Here is a 22,534-nt window from a genome sequence, read left to right as displayed (position 1 = left end):
ATGTGTTCTTTTATGCTTCGCTTCACGTTTAGTCTATGGAATGGCCTTCTAACTCTGCTTCTCGAAGCTTACCCATGTAGAGCACCCGCGAGAACGCCTCGATGACGAGGCCGGCAGCAAGTCCTGATCCGATAATCGCCAGCCACAACGGGGCCGTGGGCCATTGGAAGGCAAAGAAGGCTCGCGCAAAGGGAAGGAGGACACCTAAAACTCCCGCTACAGCCATAGCGCAGATCAAAACTACGCGCCACGGTACCAGCGGTCGTGCTGTGATCGACAAAAGCCACAATCCGCCAATCAGAACCGTCATTGCGGCCGCGGTGGAGCCGAGTACCGTACCGTTGCCGACTGAAGAATAGATAGCAAGAGCCGCAACTCCCAGAACGATGCCGCTGGGAATTGCAAGCGACAAAGTTCGAGACAAAAAACCAGGGACATAACGACGATTGTTGGGACCTAAGGCAATGAAGAACGCAGGAACACCAATAGTTAGAGTGTCGACGTAAGTAAAATGTCTCGGCAAGAAAGGATAACGCCACGCAAAAATTGCACTGAGAATGACAAAAAGTGTCGCGTAGGTCGTCTTTGCCAGGAAAAGCGATGAAACGCGTTCCATATTGGCCATGATGCGACGCCCCTCGGCCAAGACACTGGGGAGTACCGAAAACTTTTGATCAACCAAAACCAACTGTGAAACGGCCTTGGTTGCTGCTGCGCCATTGCCCATCGCAATACCCAAATCAGCATCTTTGAGCGCGAGAGCATCATTGACACCATCGCCCGTCATAGCAACACAGTGCTTTTGAGTTTGCAGGGCCTTAACCAACGCACGTTTCTGTTCGGGAGTAACACGTCCGAAAACATCTGTCGCTTCAACGATAGAGACGAATTCAGCAGACGTTGGATCCTGAGGGAGATTCCGAGCATCAAATGCGTGAGGAGCGTCGCCATTAGGTGAACGCAGCCCGACCTGTGCGGCTAGTGCGGCAACCGTAGTCGGACTATCACCCGAAATGATGCGTACACGCACACCTTGGCGGCGGAAGTAAGCGAGGGTTTCGGTAGCATCATCACGCAAGTCTTCTTCCAAAACCAGGAGGGCGAGAGCCGATGGATTTGCCGGAAGGGTGTGGTCTTCAATGGCCTCGTCATAGCGAACGACGACTAATACTCTCAAGCCCTCACTCGCATATGAACGAATATCAGCTCGAAGACTTGCGAGGTTCTCAACGTGGTCAATAAGCATCTCAGGGGCGCCCATGACGATTGATGCACTATGTGTGACCCACGCTGCCCACTTACGTTCAGAGGAGAAGGGAATAGTTCGAGAGGGTTCAGTATCTTCCTGCGGAAGCTCTCCCCTATTGCGCAAATAGTCTTTGATCGCTCGCGCGGTTGCATTTGTTTCATCGTCGTTGAGCACCCACAGCGCGCGGAAAAGCTCATCTTCTCGCTGTCGATCAAGAATCTCCAAGGAGCGCAATCGAATTCCACCGGTTGTGAGCGTACCGGTTTTATCCAGACACAGTGCGTCAACACGAGCCAGCACTTCAACTGCGGGAAGCTCCTGAACAAGAGCGCCTTTCCGCGCCAAAGTCGCTGAGCCGATCGCGAAGTTCATGGAAGTGAGGAGCACCAATCCCTGCGGAATCATTCCGACAACGCTTGCAACAGCAAGAACCAATGCGTGTTGCCACGCGTAGGGGGTAGCTTCTCCTGCAATTCGCGTTTGCGACCAGAGTGTCAAAAGAATAATCGGAGGAAGGGCAATCGAGATAACGCGCAGAATCTTATTAATACCCTGTTGAATCTCAGAAGTGGCAAGAGAGAAAGTCCGCGCATGACGCGCAATCCCCTGCGCGTACAGATCTGAACCCACCGCTTGCACATGCATCACACCAGAGCCTGAAACGACGGATGTTCCGGCAAGAAGACGATCACCGAGCTGCTTAAGAACCGGGCGAGATTCACCAGTGAGCATCGATTCGTCAATTTCCAAACCGGAAACTTCTACGACCTCGCCGTCAGCCGCAATTTGATCGCCGAGTGAAAGCTCGACAATATCGTCGATAACAATACGTTGAACGTCAATCTGCTCGGTGCGCCCATCGCGTCGAACCTTCGCCCGAGGGGCGTCAACGATTGCAAGATCGTCCAGTGTTTTCTTCGCACGAAGTTCGGAAAAAATTCCAATAACCGCATTAATGATCATGATCGCACCGAAAACGGCATCCTGCCAGGATCCGAAGATGATCACAATGACCATTGCGATGCTCAAGATCGCATTAAAAAGCGTCAAGACATTTGCGCGAATAATCGATGCCAGCGATCGCGATGAAGGGAGCTTAGTGATGTTCAGCTTGCCTGCTTCTTCGCGGATCTTTACTTCGGATCCAGTAAGTCCTTGAGCACGATTAGGAGCTTGTGCAGCAAAGGTCATCGGCCGTTAGTCCTCGAGGAATCGCGCTTCGAATAAATAAGCGAGGCTAGAACTGTCGTGATGAGTGTGCCTGCAATGACAGCAAGTGAGACCGGGATTCCGATTTCCGGAATTCCATGAATAGGCTCGCCCCCGTTAAGGAAGGGCAATGAGTTTTCGTGGAGTGCATGAAGAATCAGCTTCACCCCGATGAAGCCCAAGATCACTGCAAGTCCGTAGTTGAGGAAAACGAGTCTTTCAAGAAGGCCATCGATAAGGAAGAAAAGCTGCCGTAGTCCTAGCAATGCAAAAGCGTTGCACGCAAAGACCAAATACTCCTCTTGAGTAAGCCCAAGGATCGCAGGAATGGAATCGAGCGCAAACATAAGATCCGCGGATCCAAGCGCCAAAACAACAAGGAACAAGGGGGTGATTGATGTGCGACCATTATGGCGGTAGAAGAAACGGTCTCCCATGTATCCATCGGTCACGGGAAGAATACGTCGGACAAATCGAACAAACGCATTCTCTTGAATTTCCTCAACTTCTTCCTCTTCATCAGATGCGCCTTCGCGCGCCTGCGAATATGCCGTCCACAGAAGCCACGCGCCAAAGAAGAAGAACATCCACGTGAAACGGTTGACTAAGGTGACACCGACGATGATGAAAAATGATCTAAATATCAGGGCAATGATAATTCCTGCTAGAAGTGCTTTCTGCTGAAACTGCCTTGGCACTTTGAAGGACGACATGATGATGACGAAGACAAAGAGGTTGTCCAGCGAAAGCGACCACTCCATCAGGTATCCGCTATAGAACTGGATAGCGTAGGTTCCTCCGTAGATCGCCCAAATCGCTAGGCCAAACATCACCGCAAGACCAACGTAACCCAGTGTCCACGCTGTTGCTTCTTTCATAGAAGGCGGGTGTGGCTTACGCACGTGTCCAATGATGTCAGTGGAAATTAAGACAATAACAGCGACGGCCAAGCCGATCCAGCCGAGGATATGTACGTCCACGAATGACCTTTCAGGCTGAGATTTGAGGTCTCTTCCCACCCAAAATTGGGCAGCAACACCGGGTATCTGGGAGATACCGCGTTGACGATGGTGCTCTTTTTGGGATTACTCCCCTCGCGACTAGCGTAACAAACGATCCCGCTCACATTCTCAATCAGATCACAAGTCGTTAAGAGCTTCACACGCAAGTGCTTTAGACTCAACAGAGTGAGTGTTCAAAATCGTGCAGCCCAAGTTTCCCGACTGCGTCGCCTGAAGGAGACCCTTCTCGGGTCGACCCGGGCACCTTTTGAACTGCCAGTCGTCCAATCCTGTGCTTTCGATACAACAAATCTCGCGCATACTGCCGGTGTTTCCAGACTTGCCGAATTGGGACGTCGTGAGGTTCGTGAACTCACACCACAGGTATTGTCGACAACCGATAATTTTTACTCTGAAGTACGAGATGCTTTAGAGCACCGAGCTTTGATCTGGTTGATTGGCCCTATTGACACTGAGCGACTGAAAGAACTCGCTGGTCCACTATTCGGTCTCTTCGTGAACGTCGGTGCAGAACATTCTGAGACGCAGACTGTCTTCGGACTACGGGTCAGCGATGTTGTTCATCAGTTACTTCCCGATGCAAGCTTCAGGGCGGCATTAGAAGGAATGAACGCAACACAAACTCCGCGCGGCCTCGCCCATCAAATTGAGGCAGCGGGGGTAAAGGTTTTCAAACGTTCCCTGATCACGCGAGTTCTCAAAGACCCACGTTTCTGGGTTTACGCGGTTGTCTTCGTGTACTCATCACTTCGGGCACTTCCAGTCATCTTTGTTCCACAATTTCACGGCTCTGTGTTGGTCTTATGGGCAATCGACGTACTGACCGCAATCCCGTATACCTGGGGAATTCTCGCGATGCTGACGGCGTCAAGACCATTGGAACGCTACGCCGGCGCAATTGTCGCACTAGCAACGTTCATGGCGCCCTACGTTTATTTCTGGGTACACGGACGCGGATACCCAGGCTCAGTCATCATCATTGTGGGCCTTATGATTGCGGCGTCTCTTGCTACCGAGGTTTGGCGCGGGATTCAGAACACCCGTCTTGTCAAGCGTTACTCTGCGTCACGAAATTCTTGAGGAATTCCCTGAATCGAACGCACAGCGCTCACGACAAGAATCCAGATCCCCGCAACCCACCAAATGCCTGTAAGGATAAACGGGCGCAGGGGTGCATATGCGACAAGTAGAGCCGTTGCCGCAACCCATACCAGTGCTGCGACGATGTTAAGAACACGCAAACGACCGACCCTGAAGGGGTGGACAAAAGCAATCGGAGCAACCGTAAGGATCGCCAAAATTACGGTCGCAATAAAGTTAAAAAGAGCTCCGGTTTGGAAAATCCACATAATTGCTGCAACCACATTCCATGCAGCTGGAAAACCCATAAAGTAGTGGTCTGGTGTCTTCAAGGAAACATTGCAATAACAGAACATTGAGGAGAGACAGACAATTAAGGCCGCAGCGATGCCTAGCCCGCGGGATCCAAACGGCAGATAGAAGACCATGAACAGCGCCGGAATGAAGGTCCAGGTCAGGTAATCGACAATATTGTCCAACGTCGCTCCGTCAAAACCGGGAGCGTATTCAGTAACGCGAACAGCACGCGCGAAACTACCGTCAAATGCATCAACAAGAAGTGCGATTCCCAACCACATCCACATCTGGCGGATATGCCCCTCGTACAGAGCAATTGTCGCCAAAGACGCCCACAGCACACCGGTTAGTGTGAAGAGGTGAGCAGACCAAGCAAGGGCGCGTTTTGAAAAAGGAACGGGACGGGCTTGCGTATGCGCCATCGTAGACACAGTCGACTCCCAGCATTGAGAACTTAGAACACCACTATCTTAGTGCCTTTACTCAAAGGCACTCACCACTTTCCACAAAGATTAGTTTGCTGCTTTCATTGCACGAAGTTCTTTCTTGAGTTCAGCGAGCTCATCACGTAGACGAGCAGCAAGCTCGAACTGGAGGTTCTCTGCAGCTTCCATCATTCGATAACTCAACTGGGCAATAAGAGCCTCAAGGTCATTTTGCGCCATATTGACAAGTTCTTCCCGGCTCCTGGGCACATCCTCTATAGCCTCCGAGGCCATCGCATCTGCGCGAATGTCTGTAGCCGGCCGCTCGCGGCGGTATCCACCTTCGAGGAGTTCTGCAGTATCGACTTCTTCGCGAGCCAGCATGTCAGTAACGTCCGCGATCTTCTTTCGCAGCGGTTTGGGATCAATCCCGTGCTCATGGTTATAGGCCAGCTGGATCTCACGGCGTCGCTCGGTTTCATCTATTGCTGCGCGCATCGAGTCAGTGATGTTATCAGCGTACATGTGCACTTCACCCGACACATTACGCGCGGCTCGGCCAATGGTCTGAATGAGCGATCGGGTTGAGCGTAGGAAACCTTCTTTATCGGCATCCAAAATTGACACCAGTGAAACCTCAGGCAGGTCCAGTCCCTCACGAAGCAGGTTAATTCCTACCAAAACATCAAAGACACCAAGGCGAAGTTCGCGGAGTAATTCGACGCGCCTTAAGGTGTCGACATCAGAGTGCAGGTATTCGACCTTCACTCCCCTCTCACCCAAGTAGGTAGTCAGATCTTCAGCCATCTTCTTGGTGAGAGTTGTGACCAAAACACGCTCGTCTCGCTGAGTACGCTCACGAATCTGTTCGAGCAAGTCATCAACCTGCCCTTGAGTTGGTTTGACAATAACTTGAGGGTCCACAAGGCCAGTCGGACGAATGATCTGTTCGACTACACCGTCAGAACGATCCAGCTCATACTGCCCCGGTGTTGCTGAAAGATAGACAGTTTGACCAATGCGTTGCGTAAACTCGTCCCATTTCAGTGGACGATTATCCATTGCCGAGGGGAGACGGAAACCGTAATCAACCAGAGTGCGCTTTCGTGACATGTCGCCTTCAAACATCGCCCCAATTTGTGGAACCGTCACGTGGGATTCATCGATGACCAGAACAAAATCATCGGGGAAATAATCGAGCAGCGTATTCGGAGGTGTTCCCGGGCCACGTCCATCAATATGACGTGAATAGTTCTCGACTCCAGCACACGTACCTATTTCCTTGAGCATTTCGAGGTCGTAGGTTGTTCGCATCCGAAGACGCTGAGCTTCAAGCAGTTTTCCTTGGGATTCAAACCATTCAAGGCGTTCTTCGAGTTCCTCCTCGATGGAAGCGATCGCGCGTTTCATTCGTTCTTCGCCGGCAACATAGTGCGAGGCCGGGAAGAGGTAGACATGATCAACTTCCTCAATGACATTTCCCGTCACGGGGTGGAGTACTGCCAAGGAATCAATCTCATCACCGAACATTTCAATCCGGATTGCCAGTTCCTCATACACCGGAATGATCTCAATCGTGTCTCCACGGACCCTAAAGGTTCCGCGGGTAAAACCAATGTCGTTTCGCGTGTACTGCATACCGATGAAGGCGCGGAGAAGGTCGTCACGGTCAATGCGCATTCCGCGACTCAGCTCGATCATCCGTGCAACGTACTCTTCTGGTGTACCCAAACCGTAAATACATGAGACAGAGGAAACAACAACCGTATCTCGACGAGTTAGAAGCGAGTTTGTCGCACTGTGGCGCAGCCTTTCAACTTCATCGTTGATCGACGAATCCTTCTCAATAAAGGTATCGGTTTGAGGAACGTAGGCTTCAGGCTGATAGTAGTCGTAATAAGACACGAAGTACTCAACAGCATTATTGGGCAGCAGCTGACGAAACTCCGCCGCCAGCTGCGCTGCCAAAGTTTTATTGGGCTCAAGCACCAAGGCAGGACGTTGAACTTCTTCGATCAGCCAAGCAGTCGTTGCACTCTTACCGGTTCCTGTCGCACCGAGAAGGACTATGTCTTGTTCACCCGCGCGCAGACGTTCCGCTAGCTCATGAATCGCCTTCGGCTGGTCACCAGATGGAGTGTACTCAGAAATAACCTCAAAGGGGTGTTCCGCACGAATGATAGGGCTTTGGCTCACCCTTTAACGCTACGTCATTTCGAACATGAACGCGCCGTGAACGGGTACCTCCGTAAGTGTCCGTAGCTCATTTGCCTGAGCTCACGCACCTCGTGGGTACACGTCCACGGCGCGAATCGCAGTGAACGGCTTAAGACCAAGCGGGTCCTAGCGCTTACTCCTTCACACGACGCTGCGAGGCAATCATCGCAACACCGCCAACAGCAAGCACTCCCGCGAGAGCCAACGACCAGAAGGAGCCACCTGTTTGAGCCAAGGCACGAACAATTGCGGGCTTTTGCTCGATTGCCTGTGCGGTCGTTGCAACAGATGCAGCATTTCCGACAGTCAAAGTATTACCAATGCTTTGAGCTTCTGTGGCACGATCGCGTACCTGGTCCTGTGGGTCCTCAGAGATCTGCGATGACGAATCACTTGGAGCAGAAGGCTCCGCAGTGCTTGGGGATGCCGAAACATCATTACTCGGGGTCGAGACAGCACTGGTTGTCTCCGTTGCTACCGGGCTTGGCTCCGTCTCAGTAGAGCGACGAACTCGCCTGCGGGAATTGGTATTTGAGTCGGAAGTTGGCTTGGGCGCCTCGGTTGTCACGGGCGGAGCAACGGGCTGAGGTGCGACAACATTTGTGTTCGGAACCGGTGTTGTTGCAACTGGATTCGGGGTACTTTCAGTCGGTACAACCGGCTGAGACGCGACAACTGTCGGTTGCGCTGTCGGCGCTACGGGCGCTTCGGAAGTGGCGCTAGGAACGACCGGTTGTGGTGCAACAATAGGAGCTTTGGGTGTTGGTGCAACAGGAGTCTCAACTGTCGCGCTGGGAGTAACCGGAGAGGGAGCCTGAGTAGTAGCCTCCGGTGTCGGTGTCGGTGTCGTCACCTCAGGTGCACTTGTCGTAGGAGTCGGTTCAGGAACGCTTCTTGTTGTCGAGCCCTTCTTCCATACACGCACGTAATCGACGAGCATGTCAGAACCATTTCCCTTGTACGCATCGATGTACTTCGTAGCATCCGTATAGGTTGTATCGCCCTTGTCGGACGCAAGGAATGTTCCACCAACCATCTGATTCAGGCGCAAGATCATACCGTTAGCGTCATTCACGAAGGGGTTGCTCCCCTTCACCTGGTCGTAAGTAACGGTATGCGCCTTACGTCCGTCCAAGTAGAAAGTAATCGCCCGACCGTTTTTCTCAACGCCATAGGTGTGGAACTGGCTTTGTGACGAGCCGTCACCGCCCAACTGTCCCATATGTTGTTCGGTCTTCTGTGGGTTACCGACGCGAGGTGTATGGACATTTGCCTGGAGGAAGTGCGGATCCCAGCCCTTTGCCTCAACTACGTCAATCTCGCCGTGTGCGGGGAAGCTAATTGGATCTGTACCCGTCATCCAAAATGCAGGCCATGATGCGACTGCTGTGGGAAGTTTGATTCGAGCTTCAGCGTAGAAGTCACCGTAGGCAGCCCACTTCACTCCCTTGTTATCGCGAGTTTGAACCATCGCAGAGGTAAATGGAGCCTTGTAAGAATCCGTCTGCCCATTAGAGGTACGTTTGCATTCGCGGTCAACGGTGACCATGGAATGCGTATTACGATCCCACTTCTGCGTCTTTGGCTCATAACGTGCGGTTAGGTGAAGAACGCCGCCTGAAACGCTGACATTTTCCTTGGCATCGGAGTATTGGGCTTGAGAGTGAGCATTCGGATCGAAGCATCCTAGTGCCAAACCCCACTTCGAGGTGTCAAGCTCGCTCCCGTTAAATTCATCCTGAAAGGTCAGGGTGTTGTATCCCAGTGCACGTACTTCATCAGGTCCGGGCACTTCATCGCCAGCCCACGCAAGCGAGAGACCGCCCAAAGTCATTCCTGCGCCAAGGGTCAGTGCACCAAGAGTACGCACCGCCCTGCTTCCAACAAAAGTACGCTTCGTCTTCAACAGCGCCATTTATCCTCATCTCTGCGGTAAATGTCGGCTGGCCTGTTCGCTATACGATGCAGAAGCTCTTCGTTGCCCCCACGAGGAAGACGGTTATCATCGCCACAAGCGACTTTTGCGATATCCGACTTCAAGCGTCCCAGTCACAACCGGTCTAGTTTCTCGTTCAGATAAATTTTTACGTATCAAACTGGTTGTTTCTGGGTGTTTTCCGGGTTATTAATTGAGCGTTACCCGTTGAATTCATGTGAAAGCTGAAGAAATACTGAAGAAGTTTGAACAACTAGTGCACACGTGTCAACCAGCACGAATAGAGCTGCTTGGAAACTTCGGCAAGGTCTTCTTGATTCCCGAGGTTCTCAACCCAGATAGTTGCTAACTTCCGGCGCTCGCTATCCGAAATTTGCGAGCGTATGCGAGCTCGAGCATCTACTTCGCTCAGACCTCGAGATATTAGCCGCTCAACGCGCAATTCCTCTGGTGCACTGACCATAATCACTACATCAAAAAGTGAGGCATCTTCATAGGTCGTCAGAAGTGGAACATCATAGAGCGCACAACCACCTTGGGGAGCAGATTTCAGTCGTTCCCAAGCAAGAGCTGAAATCGCAGGATGCGTGAGCAAGTTCAGCAGCGAAGTCGATTCAGGTGAAGAGAAGGCTCTCTGCGCGAGAAGGCGCCGGTCAAGTGAGCCATCCGGGAATGCAAGATCGGCTCCAAAGTGAGCCAGCACGGCCTCGTACACGGGATGGAAAGGCGAAAGAACTTCGCGTGCCAGTTGGTCCGCATCCACGACAAAGACACCGAGGCCGCGCAACACATGAGCAATCGTGGACTTTCCCGCACCGATTCCTCCGCTGAGTGCAAGAAAAAGTGCCGGTCCTTGAGTGCGCGCCGGCGGTATTGAGCGAAGAAGATAGGCGCTCGCGCCTCCGGATTGAATGACTGTCTTCACATCTGAAGACTAGAACAGTGAACACAGCTTGGCACAACAGGCACGAAGTGAAAGAATCGCGACAGAAATAATTACTTCTACGGCTAGAAGCAGAATAGTGACTGAAACAGCAACAACGCAGACGAAGCGTCCCCAAGGAATGGGACTGCTGATCGCAACCTCCCTCACCTTGTTTTCAATGTTTTTCGGTGCGGGAAACTTGATCTTCCCGCCCATCATGGGCGCCAATTCCGGATCAAACTTTAACCCAGCCATGATCGGTTTCCTCATCGGCGGTGTTGCTCTGCCTGTCATTGCGATTATCGCAATCGCATTGTCAGGAACTGATCTGCGGGACCTTTCTGGACGCGGCGGAAAGGCATTTGGAATCGCATTCTCATGCATGGTCTATCTGTCGATCGGGGCATTCTACGCACTTCCACGTACGGGTGCTGTTTCTTTCTCGACCGCAATTGCACCGATCATTCATTCGACTTCATTCATGAGCTCAATGATCTTTAATGCATGCTTTTTCGGGCTTGCGCTGTTTCTTTCGTGGAATCCTCGTCAAATCGTCAACCACCTCGGCAAAATCCTGACGCCTGTCCTTCTGGTTCTCCTTGTTCTTTTGGTTTTCCTGTCGCTGGCAAAACTTCCACCCTCTGATGCTGCTCCCGTCGGACAGTACGTCCACGCGCCATTAACAGCTGGTTTGCTCGACGGATATATGACCATGGATTCGATTGCTGCACTTGCATTCGGCATCATTGTCGTCGCTTCATTTGATCAAGGAGAAGGAGGAATAAGCGGCGCAAAGCTCATTCGTCGAACCAGTGCGGCAGGCCTTATCGCGGGTATTTTGCTTGGTTTGGTCTATGTCGGTCTGGGTTTGATTGGACACGTTATTCCTGGTGGGCAAGACTACACCGATGGAGCTACACTCCTTGCCGACGCTTCTCACATAACGATGGGGACGGCTGGACAGCTTGTATTTGGACTCATTGTGCTTACCGCATGTATGACAACTGCTGTCGGCTTACTCGCTGCAACTTCAGAATTCTTTGAAAGACTGCTTCCTAAGATCACCTACAAAATGTGGCTTGTCGGCTTCACGATTATCTCCTTCGTACTGGCATCCGCTGGACTCTCAACGGTTCTTAAGGTGGCGGTTCCAATCATTACTTTCCTCTACCCCATCGCCATTAGCATCGTTTTCATTACGATCCTCACCCACCCCCTTCACTACTCAATGCAGGTTCGCTGGACCTTCCGTCTTGGCGTGTGGCTTGCAAGTATCTGGTCACTTCTCACGACAGTGATTTCCTTTGGGGTACTGGACTTCGTTGCGCCTTTGATGGCTTGGAGTCCTGGTCAAGACCTTCAAATCGGTTGGATATTACCGACCGCCATCGCAGCGTTGATCGGCTTCGCAATCGATCTGGTCGTTTCCAAGCGAATCCAGGCCTAGCATCTATTGCCTATGACGATGGCCCGTCTCGTTGCAGACGGGCCATCACTCTTAGCCTCGATAATCTGAAGCGATGATTCCCTAGACCTCAGAGGGCCATCAAGATCCAAAACCTGATCTATTCGATATCGGCCCCAACCATTCCGCCAGTTAAACAATGACAAAAACTGAGGCCCCGGTTTTCACCGGGGCCTCAGAACTGACTATGAGCGCTTAGGCGCTGTGATTCAGTTGTTGGTCAGCTTCTCACGAAGTGCTGCAAGCGCCTCATCGGAGGCGAGGGTGCCTTCGGAGTCGACAGGGGTCGAGTACGAAGCCTGCTCTTCGACTGCGGGAGCTGCTTCGGCGTCCTCTTCAAGGGCCTTTGCAACCTGAGCCTTGTGAGCTTCCCAGCGAGCCTGGGCCTGTGCGTACTGAGCTTCCCAAGCCTCACGCTGAGCTTCGTAGCCTTCCATCCATTCCTGGGTTTCGGGATCGAAGCCTTCGGGGTACTTGTAGTTGCCCTCTTCGTCGTACTCGGCAGCCATACCGTAAAGCGAAGGATCAAACTCTTCAGAGTTGGGATCGACACGCTCGTTAGCCTGCTTCAGGGACAGCGAGATACGACGACGCTCGAGGTCGATATCGATGACCTTGACGAAGACCTCGTCGCCAACCTTAACGACCTGCTCGGGCAGCTCGACGTGACGCTGAGCAAGTTCGGAGATGTGAACCAGGCCTTCAATACCGTCTTCAACACGCACGAATGCGCCGAAGGGAACGAGCTTGGTAACCTTGCCGGGCACGACCTGGCCGATGGCGTGAGTACGTGCGAAGGTCTGCCACGGATCTTCCTGGGTGGCCTTCAGCGACAGCGACACGCGCTCGCGGTCCATATCGACATCCAGCACCTCGACGGTGACTTCCTGACCAACCTCGACGACCTCTGAGGGGTGATCGATGTGCTTCCAAGACAGCTCGGAGACGTGAACCAGACCGTCGACCCCACCGAGGTCAACGAAGGCACCAAAGTTAACGATGGAGGACACGACACCGCTGCGAACCTGGCCCTTCTGGAGGGTGTGCAGGAAGTTGGTGCGAACCTCAGACTGAGTCTGCTCAAGCCATGCGCGGCGGGACAGAACAACGTTGTTACGGTTCTTATCCAGCTCAATGATCTTGGCTTCGATCTCACGACCGATGTAAGGTGCGAGATCGCGAACGCGACGCATCTCGACGAGGGATGCGGGAAGGAAGCCACGCAGGCCGATGTCTAGGATCAGGCCACCCTTGACGACCTCGATGACGGTACCGGTAACAACGCCGTCTTCTTCCTTGACCTTCTCGATCTGTCCCCATGCGCGCTCGTACTGTGCGCGCTTCTTGGACAGGAGCAGGCGGCCTTCCTTGTCCTCCTTCTGGAGAACCAAGGCCTCGATCTGATCACCAACGGCAACCACATCATCCGGGTTGACATCGTGCTTGATGGAAAGCTCGCGAGAGAGGATAACACCCTCGGTCTTGTAGCCAATGTCAAGAAGGACCTCATCGTGGTCAACCTTGACGACAGTGCCCTCGACGATGTCGCCATCGTTGAAGTACTTGATGGTCTCGTCGATAGCGGCGAGCAGGTCCTCGCGGGACCCAATGTCGTTCACTGCAACCTGGGGTGTAGAAACTGCCGGCTGCGAGTTGGTGCTGGTCATGTAGTTGTGTTCTCCGAAACGGACGTATTACTAGATATGGACAATTGCGGCTGCACAGTGCAAATGGCTATTGCACGTAGCAGTACCTTGAGCATTCTAACAGAATAGGGCTAAAAGTCCAGCTCTCCTAGTGCGCAGCATCCTTCCATGTCTCACCAACACCAATTGCCACTTCTAACGGCACCCTCAACTTCATGACGCCTTCCATTCCATCATGGACAAGTTGACGGAGTTGCTCTTCCTCACCTGGGGCAATCTCAAACAGTAGTTCGTCATGGATTTGCACGAGCATCCTCGACAAAAGATCACTGTGATCAAGACGATTTTGAACATCGAGCATCGCCATTTTGACAATGTCTGCGGCACTTCCTTGGATCGGAGCGTTCAAGGCGGCACGTTCAGCCATATCACGGCGCGTCCTATTTGCCGAGTGAAGATCAGGCAGATATCTCCGACGTCCGCAGATAGTCTGAGTCCATCCATCCTTACGTGCTTCATCAACGAGACTTTCAAGGTAGTCACGAACTCCGCCGAAACGCTCGAAATAGCGATCACGCAAAGCCGAGGCCTCGTGAACAGGAATCTGCAGCTGCGCTGACAGACCATAAGCTGAAAGGCCATAGGCCAAACCGTATGAAGTTGCCTTAATACGCGAACGTTCTTCGGAGGTCACATCTGCCGGATCTACGCCGAAGACCATGGCCGCCATGGTGCGGTGAAGATCTTCCCCAGAATTAAAGGCCTCGATCAGGCCTTGATCCTGCGATAGATGCGCCATGATGCGCATTTCAATCTGCGAGTAATCCGCGCTCATCAAGTCAACATAGGGTCGCTTCGCGACAAAACCAGCGCGGATACGCAGGCCATCAGCAGACCGTGCTGGAATGTTCTGCAGGTTTGGGTCCGATGAGGCAAGACGTCCTGTAGCAGCTGCTGTCTGAGAGAAAGTGGTGTGTATGCGTTGGTCATCCCCAATGCATGCGTTGAGTCCATCAACCATCTGGTTGAGCTTAATCCGGTCACGGTGTACCAGAAGATGGCGCAGAAATTCATTCCCTGTGCGCTCAAACAGATCCGTTAATGCTTCAGCATTAGTCGTGTATCCGGTCTTGGTCTTCTTTGTCTTTGGCAGGTCGAGCTCATCAAAGAGAACCGTCTGAAGTTGTTTAGGAGATGAGAGGTTTACTTCATGTCCCAAGACCTCCCATGCACTGCGTTGTGCAGACTCAACATCTGAGGCTAGCTCGTGCGAGAGCGAGCGGAGGAATTCTTCATCAACACCGATTCCATATTGTTCCATCTGTGCTAACAAACGAGCGATTGGATGTTCCAGTTGTTCAAGGAGACGAGTTTGCTCACTCTCGTCCAACTTCGACATGAGGATCGCAGCAAGCGGGTGCATGCGCCCTGCGGCCACTCCAAGTTCGTGTGCTCGTTCTTCGGTAATCCCCATGTCGAAGAGCGTTGTCTCGCTCTTCTTCTCTTCCTCATCAATACCCAAGTAACGAGAGAACAACTGGAAAAGCCTGTAACCACGGTGCTCAGAATTGACCAAATATGCAGCGAGAAGTAGGTCGCAGTAAGGATCGCCAAGTTCCCACCCCCGCGCTCGCAACGCATGGATGCTGCCTTTGAAGTCGTAGACAATGAGGCCATCTTCTGAAATAAGCGATGCGAGTTGAGCATCTTGCTGAGCTGTAAGCAGTGTCGGATCAATGACAAGTGCCTCATCAGCAGTGGCAAAAGTAAGGGTGTTTACCTCCGCACCATTGACTTTTAGTACACCATCGACAAAGAGGGAGAGGTTCTCAGGGTGGTCCTGACGCCACTGACTGAGGTTGGTCCGATCATCCGCAAGCGTCACTGATACTTCATGCGCTGCCACTTCAGATTGAGAAAGACTCTGTTCTTCTTTCTGCTCCGCTTTCCCAAGGCCAATACTGGCGACTGCAAGGATCTTAGAGCGGAGCGAGCGAAATTCCAGCGCATCACAAAGAGCCGCAAGCGACTGCCGATCTGTCACGTCACGACGCAAATCATCCAATTCGCATTCGAGATCCATATCGGTCAGGAGGTGATTGAGTCGGCGGTTTCTGCGAACATCTTCGACATGCTCACGAAGAGCCTCCCCCCGCTTTCCTGCCACTTGATCAGCGTTCTCTAACAAATTATCGAGGCCATCGAAGCGGTTAATCCACTGAGCTGCGGTCTTGGGACCCACCCCCGGAACTCCCGGAAGATTGTCCGAGGCCTCGCCGACCAAAGCAGCAATTTCTGGGTATCGGTACGGAGGAACACCATATTTATCCTCAATACGCTCCGGAGTCATTTCACGAAGATCTCCCGGGGTTAATCCGGGATAAAGCACTGTGACGGTATCGGTAACTGTCTGGAAGCTATCCCGGTCTCCGGAAACGACGAAGACGCGCATGTCTGCCTGCGTGCCTCGATGAGCCAGAGTTGCAATAAAATCGTCTGCTTCAAAGCCTTCGCGAGAGAGCGAGCGAATACCCATCGCGGCGAGAAGATCCCTAATTAGCTCAATTTGTCCTTTGAACTCCTCGGGGGTCGCATCGCGAGTTCCCTTATATTCGGGATATTCCTCAGTCCTAAAAGAATGTCGGGAGACATCGAAGGCGACCGCAACATGGCTCGGCTGATATTTCTCGAGAATCTTAATCAGCATCGAGGCGAAGCCATATACCGCATTCGTGTGCTGTCCTTGCGCAGTCACAAACTTCTCTACCGGTAGGGCATAGAATGCACGAAAGGCCATTGAATGACCATCGATAACAAGCAGGGTCTCCTTCATAGAAGACACACTACGGCGAGAGGGCACGATGCACACCTCGAATGGCGAAATTGGTTTGCCTAATAGCTGGCATGACACACTGATGAATCGGATGGGCATGCGTATTATTTCGCAGAGCCCAGAGCGCACCGTTATCGAGATGCCAATTTCTGGTAATACCCAACCTCAGGGCCTTCTCCATGGTGGCGCTAGTGCGGCCTTGGCTGAAACTTCCGCTTCGCATTCTGCAATTCTCCACGCCCAGAGGCTTATGGGAGACAATGCAGTTGCAGTCGGCGTCGAACTCAATATCTCTCATTTAAAAGCTGGCCGAGGATCAATGATCCGAGCAACGGCTGAGGCACTCCATCTCGGACGAAGCTCAACAGTTTATACAGTCCGTATTACGGATGAAGATCACCAGCTCATCGCCGTTGCGCGCGTATCAAACAGGATTCTCAACATGTAAGAAGGGCGCGGGTAATACCCGCGCCCATTCGTCGACCGAAGGCTCTTAACCCTCAACCTGGTTAATAACCGCGTCTGCAACTTCACGCATGGAAAGGCGTCGGTCCATAGAGGTCTTTTGGATCCAACGGAAGGCATCGGGTTCCGTCATTCCCATGTTCTTCATGAGAAGGCCCTTAGCGCGGTCAACACGCTTACGGGTTTCAAAACGATCGGCTAGGTCAGCAACTTCTTCTTCAAGGGATTCAATCTCTTGATGACGGGAAAGCGCAATCTCCACAGCTGGGATCAGATCGGCTGGCGTAAAGGGCTTAACGACATACGCCATTGCTCCAGCATCACGAGCACGCTCGACAAGTTCTGTCTGGCTGAAGGCAGTGAGCATGACAACCGCGCAAGAAAGCTCCGCAAGGATCTTTTCCGCAGCGGTGATGCCATCCATCTTCGGCATCTTGACATCCATAACACAAAGGTCAGGCTCCAACTCAAGGGCAAGCTTTACGGCTTCTTCACCGTTCGAAGCTTCACCAACAATTTCAAAGCCAGCTCCGCTTAGTGTCTCAACGATATCCAGGCGGATTAATCCTTCATCCTCCGCAACAAGTACCCGTCGCGGCTCAGTAGCTTCTTCACTCATGTCGTCTTCCTTGTCCGATAGTTTGTCACAAGCGCTGGTTATATCTTATCCTTATTAGCGCACTTGTGTGCTGCCCCGATAGCCCAACTGGCAGAGGCGGTCGGCTCAAACCCGGCTTGTTGTGGGTTCGAATCCCACTCGGGGTACCAGGATGTCTAGATCTGACACTTTGCGGCTTAAAAGTCTCCGAAACTTTTAAGCCGCTTTTTCTCTGAGATTATGCGGTTTAACACTGCGGAAATTGCAACAAACTAGTCAGCACATGAATCAACTCCGCCAACCAACATGGTTGACGGAGTTGACCATAGAGAGACAAATCACATCTCAGGCAGCAGGGATAAGCTCCAAACCCAAGAACTGTGCAGCTCGATCACGCATTTCAGGATGCGCCAGGTTATCAAGTGCCTCTTGAATTCGCTGATCGTTCCAGTCTGAATACCAGGGGCGAACGGCATCGCTGAGTTGAGCCACTGGCAGATTCAGAGCCTGCTGGCGACCGTAAGCCGCACGGACCGAAATTTTCGTATTGAGTTGATTCATTTCTTCCTCCTCTTCATTCTTCATCTGTATCTACGGATATGCGCTCAAGGTGCGCAGGCAATCGCATGTAGATACGTTCAGGCATAAGCCCTACATGTCATCCAACGTGGATGAACGTGTAAGTATTCCACAATGATCAGGATATGTCTAATTATCCTGCCCCATGAGGCCGTACTCGATCATTCGTACATAGGCTTTGCGACCGTCTTCTGTTAGATGCTGTCCATCATCATAGAAGTAGTCGTCATGCCCCTCACTGAACTTATACCAATCGAGAATACCGACCTGAGGATACTTCTCAGCGAGCTTGTACATTAACGCATTATTCTCATCCTGGAAAGGATGGGGTGCTCGTACGGTTACGAAGAAGACAGGCCGCTCCCCTGCCGCCTCGATGAGCGGTGCCGCAGACTCCACAGAGGTGATCGGCCCATTGCCACCAAGTGCTACAATCACCGGCGTCCCATCATGGCCTTGTGCCAAATTCTCGCGATAAACTGCAATCCCCTTCTCGAAGGAGCGCCCAACCTCTGTGTCGGTAAAGGAGTCGGGAAATACCGCCGGAATCCAGTAATAACTTGCACCTTCTGCTACTGAATCTCCGATCAGCACAAAGGGAACAGAACACGTGCCCTCTTCATCTGAGCACTGCCATTCTGAAGGATCATAGTTATCGGGGATAACCGCGGCCTGCGGCTCGATAGCCTTTCCATTTTTCTCATGGAAACGAGGCTGCATTGGCGTTGGGGTCGTTGACGTTTCCGTTTGAGCAGTAGAAGGCTCAGCTTGCGGGGCAGAAGGAGTCGGCGAAGCAAGAGTTGACGACACTTTCTTCGACCCAGACTCTAAAACATGACTGGGAACGCAAGCGGTCACGAGGCTCAAGGTTAAGGCGCCGACGAGTAACGACGCAGACGCTCTCACACGACGACTATCTTGCTTTCCTCCTCGAAGTGCTCGCCAGGTCTGTACGCTCGCCCACGATGGCGCCTTCTCAACAAAGCGGTAGGCGACCTCGACAACACAGAGAAAAACTGTAAATTCGAGAACCCACCCCCACCATGGAAGTACAGAGGTTCTGCGTGCAGGGTTCATCAGAAGAATCAGAGGGTAGTGCCAGATATAGGCGCTCATCGAACGTGAAGCAATCAGCTGAATCGGGCGTAATGAGAGCAGACGAGAAAACATTCCGGGAACCATCGCGCCACAGATTAACAACGCGCTCACCAAGGCCGAGAGGAAGAAACCACCACGATAGAGCCACGTCATATAGCCGCGTGCATAAATGGATACGAGGACAAGGAAACCTAAACCAAACCACGACGAAAGCGAAAGAAGAGTACGCACGCGAGGAGACGCATTCACAACATAAGAATCCACAAAAGCAAGTGCCATACCAACTAAAAGTTCAGCCAGACGCGTATCAAGACCGTAGTAGACACGAGAAGAATCTGTCCCAGGCGCAAAGAGAAGCGCCATCTCAACGGCAGAAAGACATGCCAAGACGATGAGGGCGCTGAATGCATGAAAACGCGAGCGGAAGAGCTCTCTGAGCAGTAGAACAATCACTGGAGCCAGCAGGTAAAACTGCATGATGACTGCGACAAACCAAAGATGAGTTAAAGGCGACGGTAATCCTGCCTGCGCAAAATACGGAACTTCACGAAAGATGTAAAACCAGTTTGAGAAAAACGCAAGTGCCGGAATGACATCGTCGTGCATCTTCACAAGCAAGGAAGGAGAAAACACAAAAGATGCAATTGCTGAAAAAGCAGTAACAACCACCATTGATGGCCATAGGCGGGAGAAGCGTCGAATAAGGTAACGGCCGATCGCAATCTCACGTTCAGCGTCCAACTCGCGAAGAAGCGAACGGGTGACGAGGAAGCCAGAAATCACAAAGAACAATGTGACCCCGATGAAACCTCCAGGAGCAGGCGAGCTCGGCCGGATATGGTAAAGAATCACCGCGATGATTCCCAGTGCCCTCAGGCCATTGACACCGGTCAGATAAGAAGTATCCTTCTGCGCGGTTTCACTCGCGATATCGGCATCGCTATTGTCGTGAGATAACCGTGGCACCGTTGTCATGGCTCAATAAACTCCTCAGAGTACGAGGGTGGGTAGACCTCCCGGCCTGCCCACCCTCTGATCTACAGATACTAAGCGTCGCTACGCGATCCACCGATAGCGTAGTCGACCTCGTCTCCCAAGCGATGGACGCGCAGGAGATTGGAAGAACCGGGAGTCCCCGGCGGCATACCGGCAACGATCACCATTTCATCGCCGACCTCTGCCAGACGAGCGGATTGGGCAACCTGATCTACCTGCCAGACCATATCGTCTGTGTGTCTCACCTCAGGAACGCGGTAAGCGTGGATACCCCACGACAATGCCAGCTGACGGCGGGTGGATTCCAAGGGAGTAAAGGCGAGCATCGGGATAGGTGTGCGCAGGCGAGAAAGCAGACGAGCAGAAGTTCCTGATTGAGTGAAAGTCACAAGATAACGGGCATCCAGCTTCTCAGCAATGATCGCGGCAGCACCGCAGATTGCAGACGCGCGATCAAGCTCGATTGGCGTCATAGGTGCAATGCGTTCTCCGCCATTTTCCTCTGTCGACTCGATAATACGAGCCATGGTTCGTACTGCTTCGATCGGATAGGCACCAACCGAGGTTTCACCAGAAAGCATAACCGCGTCTGCACCATCAAGAATCGCGTTTGCACAGTCAGACGCTTCTGCACGGGTGGGTCGAGGATTCTTAATCATCGAGTCCATAACCTGCGTCGCAACGATCACAGGCTTAGCGGCACGGCGTGCCAGCTCAATTGCGCGCTTCTGAACCAGCGGAACGTCCTCAAGCGGCATTTCCACACCGAGGTCACCGCGCGCGACCATAATTCCATCAAAAGCATCGACGATCTCAGAAAGAGCATCTACGGCCTGAGGCTTTTCGATCTTAGCGATAACCGGAAGGCGCTTCCCACATTCATCCATAATTGCATGAACGGAATCGATATCGGACGCAGACCGGACGAAAGACAAAGCAATGAAGTCTGCGTCAATCTTGATACCCCAACGTAGATCTTCTTCATCCTTCGCGCTCATCGCGGGAACCGAAACGGCGACACCCGGTAAATTCAAACCCTTGTGGTCAGAAACATAACCGGGAACCTCCACGCGAGTAACGACATCGGTATCGGTCACCTCGACAACTCGAACTGCAACATTACCGTCATCGATCAGCAGACGATCACCGGGAGCACAGTCGCCAGGCAGTCCCTTAAAGGTTGTCCCAACGAGTTCTTTGGTTCCTGGAACATCGCGGGTAGTGATGGTGAAAGTATCACCAATTTCGAGGTATTGCGGCCCCTCTTCGAAAGTTTCAAGGCGAATCTTGGGACCCTGAAGGTCAACAAGAACGGCGACACCTCGACCTGAGTTCTGTGCAGCTCGACGAACGCGTTCAACGACTTCCTCATGCTCTTCAGCGGTGCCGTGGGAACGGTTAATACGGGCGACATCCATGCCGGCATCAACCAGAGCCTGGATCTGTTCAGCAGAGGCTGTCGCGGGTCCAATAGTGCATACAATCTTTGCTCGACGCATGTTTCTATCCTAACGTGCCTCGGCCTCTTCGACAGGACGACTTTCCGGTGATATAGGACTATCGCCCTTATCTGCATCAGTCTTCTGAGTAGCCGAATCTTCATCCTTGTTATCAGTTGGATCAGAAGTCGCGGACAGTTCGGCAGGATCAACTCGAGTAGAAGCAGAGCGTCGCCCAGCGATGATAAAAATCATCAAACCCAGCAAGAAGACAACAATCGAAGTCCATACATTGATGCGTAGTCCCAAGAAATGATGCGCATCATCAATGCGCAGCATCTCAATCCACACTCGTCCAAGCGTGTAAACCATGATGTACGAAGCAAAAAGCTGACCCGACTTCACCTTGATTTGACGATCGATCAGCAGCAGAACTGCCACCCCAGCTAGATTCCAGAGGCATTCATAAAGGAAGGTCGGGTGAAAAAGAGTTCCTGGAGCATAACCCGAGGGAAGATGTGCATCGTCAATGCTCAGTCCCCACGGAAGAGTCGTCGGTGCTCCAAAGAGTTCTTGATTGAACCAATTCCCCCAGCGACCAAGCGCCTGCGCAGCCAGAAGAGGAACAGCAAGGGAATCTGCAATCGGACCCAAGCGCTGGCCTCGGTGACGAACAACCAGCCAAGCAGCGAGTGCTCCACCTGCGACCGCACCCCAAATTCCCAGGCCGCCGTTCCAAATCGCGAAAGCCATGAGCGGATTTCCGCCCTGGCCGAAATATGCATCTGGTGAGGTGATCACGTGATAAACACGTGCGCCAACAATGCCAGCCGGAACCGCCCACAGTGCCACATCATAAAAAAGGTCCGGGTCTCCCCCACGTTTCTGGTAACGTCGAGCGGACCAATATACGGAAATGAGAATCGCACAGGCGATGATCAAGCCATAAGCGCGAATTGGAATCGGGCCAAGATGCCATACACCGTTACTCGGCGACGGCAAAGCAAGAGCGCGCATGAAAACTAATCCTCGTGAATAACAACTACTTCCCCCCT

At 52.4% G+C, this 22,534-nt stretch carries 16 protein-coding genes and 1 tRNA gene; 4 read left to right on the top strand and 13 right to left on the bottom strand.

Annotation, left to right across the window (positions count from 1 at the left end):
* Nucleotides 1–28: 28 nt before the first annotated feature.
* Both RW023_RS03620 and RW023_RS03615 read right to left on the bottom strand, forming a co-directional pair.
* On the bottom strand, nt 29–2,440 hold the full coding sequence (locus RW023_RS03620) for an HAD-IC family P-type ATPase (RefSeq protein ID WP_315579934.1): 2,412 nt from the start codon (nt 2,438–2,440) through the stop codon (nt 29–31).
* Nucleotides 2,437–3,438: a TerC family protein gene (locus RW023_RS03615; RefSeq protein WP_315579933.1), complete on the bottom strand. Its 1,002-nt coding sequence runs from the start codon at nt 3,436–3,438 to the stop codon at nt 2,437–2,439. The genes RW023_RS03620 and RW023_RS03615 overlap by 4 nt, the downstream gene beginning before the upstream one ends.
* Nucleotides 3,439–3,645: 207 nt before the next feature.
* Here RW023_RS03615 and RW023_RS03610 point away from each other — a divergent pair, with 207 nt between their 5' ends.
* Nucleotides 3,646–4,560, top strand: coding sequence for a hypothetical protein (locus tag RW023_RS03610; protein WP_315579932.1), 915 nt, complete (start codon nt 3,646–3,648; stop codon nt 4,558–4,560).
* Here RW023_RS03610 and RW023_RS03605 read toward each other — a convergent pair.
* From RW023_RS03605 to coaE, 4 genes are all read right to left on the bottom strand, one after another.
* Complete coding sequence (locus tag RW023_RS03605; protein WP_315579954.1) at nt 4,536–5,279, bottom strand: phosphatidylcholine synthase; 744 nt, start codon at nt 5,277–5,279, stop codon at nt 4,536–4,538. The genes RW023_RS03610 and RW023_RS03605 overlap by 25 nt on opposite strands.
* Before the next feature lie 90 nt (nt 5,280–5,369).
* The gene (gene uvrB, locus RW023_RS03600; RefSeq protein WP_315579931.1) at nt 5,370–7,478 is read right to left on the bottom strand and encodes an excinuclease ABC subunit UvrB; all 2,109 of its coding nucleotides are present in this window, start codon (nt 7,476–7,478) and stop codon (nt 5,370–5,372) included.
* 154 nt (nt 7,479–7,632) lie between these two features.
* Nucleotides 7,633–9,414 carry a family 16 glycosylhydrolase gene (locus RW023_RS03595; RefSeq protein ID WP_315579930.1) on the bottom strand — a complete coding sequence of 594 codons (1,782 nt, stop codon included), beginning with the start codon at nt 9,412–9,414 and terminating at the stop codon, nt 7,633–7,635.
* 274 nt (nt 9,415–9,688) lie between these two features.
* The gene (gene coaE / locus RW023_RS03590) at nt 9,689–10,360 is read right to left on the bottom strand and encodes a dephospho-CoA kinase (RefSeq protein ID WP_315579929.1); all 672 of its coding nucleotides are present in this window, start codon (nt 10,358–10,360) and stop codon (nt 9,689–9,691) included.
* Nucleotides 10,361–10,457: 97 nt separating this feature from the next.
* On the opposite strand from coaE, the gene brnQ reads away from it, so the two are divergent.
* Nucleotides 10,458–11,807: a branched-chain amino acid transport system II carrier protein gene (gene brnQ, locus RW023_RS03585; protein WP_399499311.1), complete on the top strand. Its 1,350-nt coding sequence runs from the start codon at nt 10,458–10,460 to the stop codon at nt 11,805–11,807.
* A 227-nt stretch (nt 11,808–12,034) separates the two neighbouring features.
* Here brnQ and rpsA read toward each other — a convergent pair whose 3' ends face one another.
* Together rpsA and polA are read right to left on the bottom strand one after the other, a co-directional pair.
* On the bottom strand, nt 12,035–13,492 hold the full coding sequence (rpsA, locus tag RW023_RS03580; RefSeq protein WP_009409460.1) for a 30S ribosomal protein S1: 1,458 nt from the start codon (nt 13,490–13,492) through the stop codon (nt 12,035–12,037).
* Between the two features lie 127 nt (nt 13,493–13,619).
* Complete coding sequence (gene polA, locus RW023_RS03575) at nt 13,620–16,304, bottom strand: DNA polymerase I (RefSeq protein ID WP_315579952.1); 2,685 nt, start codon at nt 16,302–16,304, stop codon at nt 13,620–13,622.
* Nucleotides 16,305–16,332: 28 nt separating this feature from the next.
* Between polA and RW023_RS03570 the strand changes: the two genes are divergently transcribed.
* Complete coding sequence (locus RW023_RS03570; protein ID WP_315579928.1) at nt 16,333–16,752, top strand: PaaI family thioesterase; 420 nt, start codon at nt 16,333–16,335, stop codon at nt 16,750–16,752.
* 45 nt (nt 16,753–16,797) lie between these two features.
* On the opposite strand, the gene RW023_RS03565 is transcribed toward RW023_RS03570, so the two are convergent.
* Nucleotides 16,798–17,388: an ANTAR domain-containing response regulator gene (locus RW023_RS03565; RefSeq protein WP_009409463.1), complete on the bottom strand. Its 591-nt coding sequence runs from the start codon at nt 17,386–17,388 to the stop codon at nt 16,798–16,800.
* Nucleotides 17,389–17,460: 72 nt separating this feature from the next.
* On the opposite strand from RW023_RS03565, the gene RW023_RS03560 reads away from it, so the two are divergent.
* Nucleotides 17,461–17,537, top strand: a tRNA-Leu gene (locus RW023_RS03560).
* 175 nt (nt 17,538–17,712) lie between these two features.
* On the opposite strand, the gene RW023_RS03555 is transcribed toward RW023_RS03560, so the two are convergent.
* The 4 genes from RW023_RS03555 to lgt form a co-directional block, all read right to left on the bottom strand.
* Nucleotides 17,713–17,928: a hypothetical protein gene (locus RW023_RS03555; RefSeq protein WP_315579927.1), complete on the bottom strand. Its 216-nt coding sequence runs from the start codon at nt 17,926–17,928 to the stop codon at nt 17,713–17,715.
* A gap of 147 nt (nt 17,929–18,075) precedes the next feature.
* A complete protein-coding gene (locus RW023_RS03550) occupies nt 18,076–20,019 on the bottom strand; it encodes an acyltransferase family protein (protein WP_315579926.1) in 1,944 nt (647 codons plus the stop codon).
* A gap of 71 nt (nt 20,020–20,090) precedes the next feature.
* The gene (pyk, locus tag RW023_RS03545) at nt 20,091–21,539 is read right to left on the bottom strand and encodes a pyruvate kinase (protein ID WP_315579925.1); all 1,449 of its coding nucleotides are present in this window, start codon (nt 21,537–21,539) and stop codon (nt 20,091–20,093) included.
* A gap of 9 nt (nt 21,540–21,548) precedes the next feature.
* A complete protein-coding gene (gene lgt, locus RW023_RS03540) occupies nt 21,549–22,496 on the bottom strand; it encodes a prolipoprotein diacylglyceryl transferase (RefSeq protein ID WP_315579924.1) in 948 nt (315 codons plus the stop codon).
* Nucleotides 22,497–22,534: the final 38 nt, after the last annotated feature.

It is taken from the genome of uncultured Actinomyces sp. (assembly GCF_963542285.1).
Classification (GTDB): Bacteria; Actinomycetota; Actinomycetes; order Actinomycetales; family Actinomycetaceae; genus Pauljensenia.
This window is presented reverse-complemented; position numbering and strand designations above follow the sequence as displayed.

Coding starts and splice junctions, on each gene's coding strand:
- RW023_RS03595 (WP_315579930.1), bottom strand. CDS start 9,414: ATGGCGCTGTTGAAGACGAAGCGTACTTTTGTTGGAAGCAGGGCGGTG.
- pyk (WP_315579925.1), bottom strand. CDS start 21,539: ATGCGTCGAGCAAAGATTGTATGCACTATTGGACCCGCGACAGCCTCT.
- RW023_RS03620 (WP_315579934.1), bottom strand. CDS start 2,440: ATGACCTTTGCTGCACAAGCTCCTAATCGTGCTCAAGGACTTACTGGA.
- RW023_RS03550 (WP_315579926.1), bottom strand. CDS start 20,019: ATGACAACGGTGCCACGGTTATCTCACGACAATAGCGATGCCGATATC.
- RW023_RS03555 (WP_315579927.1), bottom strand. CDS start 17,928: ATGAATCAACTCAATACGAAAATTTCGGTCCGTGCGGCTTACGGTCGC.
- RW023_RS03565 (WP_009409463.1), bottom strand. CDS start 17,388: ATGAGTGAAGAAGCTACTGAGCCGCGACGGGTACTTGTTGCGGAGGAT.
- lgt (WP_315579924.1), bottom strand. CDS start 22,496: ATGCGCGCTCTTGCTTTGCCGTCGCCGAGTAACGGTGTATGGCATCTT.
- polA (WP_315579952.1), bottom strand. CDS start 16,304: ATGAAGGAGACCCTGCTTGTTATCGATGGTCATTCAATGGCCTTTCGT.
- RW023_RS03570 (WP_315579928.1), top strand. CDS start 16,333: ATGCACACCTCGAATGGCGAAATTGGTTTGCCTAATAGCTGGCATGAC.
- rpsA (WP_009409460.1), bottom strand. CDS start 13,492: ATGACCAGCACCAACTCGCAGCCGGCAGTTTCTACACCCCAGGTTGCA.
- RW023_RS03605 (WP_315579954.1), bottom strand. CDS start 5,279: ATGGCGCATACGCAAGCCCGTCCCGTTCCTTTTTCAAAACGCGCCCTT.